This is a genomic window from Oleiphilus sp. HI0061 (genome assembly GCF_001635675.1).
This window is the reverse complement of the sequence record NZ_LWFE01000691.1, coordinates 1-1,499: the sequence shown is the minus strand read 5'-3', so window position 1 is coordinate 1,499 and position 1,499 is coordinate 1. Positions and strand designations below refer to the sequence as shown.

Sequence of the window (1,499 nt, the reverse complement as noted above, 5' to 3'; positions counted from 1 at the left end):
TCAGCATATGCTCGCGGCCCTAATTGGCATATTGAAAGTCGGCGCCAGCTATGTCCCGCTTGACCCTGACTTCCCCGATGATCGTTTGGCGTACATGATTGAAGACTCGGGCTTACAACACCTAGTCACTCAAGAAACGCATATCAAGCGCCTGCCTTCTGTTGCACACATACTCAATACCGATCTGATTTCTGAACGTCTATCACAGCAGAACACAGCTTGCCCAGATGTAACAATCCCTGAGGATACAGCTGCGTATATCATCTATACCTCCGGTTCTACCGGAAAGCCTAAAGGCGTTGTGGTACCCCATGCTTCCGTCATGAACTTCTTACACAGCATGGCCGAAAAGCCAGGGCTCCAGGCTGATGATACCCTGATGGCAGTAACAACTTTGTCTTTTGATATTGCCGTACTTGAACTCTACTTGCCACTCTGGGTCGGCGCCAAAATCATTATTGCCAAGAAACAGGATAGTAGTGATGGTCGACGTTTATTAAGCTTGCTGATAAAGCATCAGGCAAACTTCATGCAAGCAACACCCGCCACCTGGCGATTGCTGATCAGTAGTGGCTGGCAGGGTGAGCCTAGATTAAAAGCACTGTGCGGTGGCGAAGCATTGCCATTGGATTTAGCTGAAGAGCTACTTCAACGCTGTAGTGAGCTTTGGAACATGTATGGCCCAACTGAAACCACCGTTTGGTCTAGCTGTGCCCAGATTACACAAACCCAAACACCGCCTGGATTGGGCTTACCTATCGCCAACACTCAGTTATATGTGCTGGATGAGCAGCTGCGCCCTGTCCCTAACGGCATCGCTGGCGAACTATACATCGGTGGTGACGGTTTGACCTTAGGCTATAACAATCGTGACGAATTAACCCGGAAGGTCTTTATTCCAAACCCCTTTGGAGACGGCCAACTCTATCGCACCGGTGATAAAGTACGCTACACCCACGACGGCACCCTTACGTATATGGGACGACTGGATCAGCAAGTCAAAGTACGCGGCTACCGAATAGAACTGGGTGAAATTGAGACGCTTATGCGCCAACACGACGCCATTGACGACTGCGCCTTAAGCGTACGAGAAGTCCGTGCCGGCGATACGCGGCTCATCGCTTATGTTGTATGGAAGAATAGCCCGATTAGTCTCAGTGAACTTCGTGAGCACCTGCGACAGCAATTGCCCCCTTACATGGTGCCGCAGCACCTTGAAGCACTCGGGGAGTTACCACGCACCCTTAACAACAAGCTTGATCGAAAAGTCCTGCAAAGCTGGAACCTAACTCAAATGTCTGCCGGTGAATCGCGTCAAGGCCCCGAGACAAGCACAGAAAAGTGGTTAGCTCTCTGCTGGGGAGAAGTATGCGGGAACCATGATATTAACAAATACGATAATTTCTTTGATATCGGCGGCCATTCATTACTTTCCATTCAAGTTATTCATAAAGTGCAAGCGCATTTTAACGTTGAACTGAAGCCTCGAGACTTACTAC

Annotated in this window: 1 protein-coding gene; it reads left to right on the top strand. The window is 49.5% G+C overall.

What is annotated here, in order from left to right; all coding sequences use genetic code 11:
* Positions 1–1,499, top strand: a 1,499-nt coding sequence (locus A3735_RS08825) for an amino acid adenylation domain-containing protein (protein WP_156499541.1), incomplete at both ends; no start/stop codon positions are given.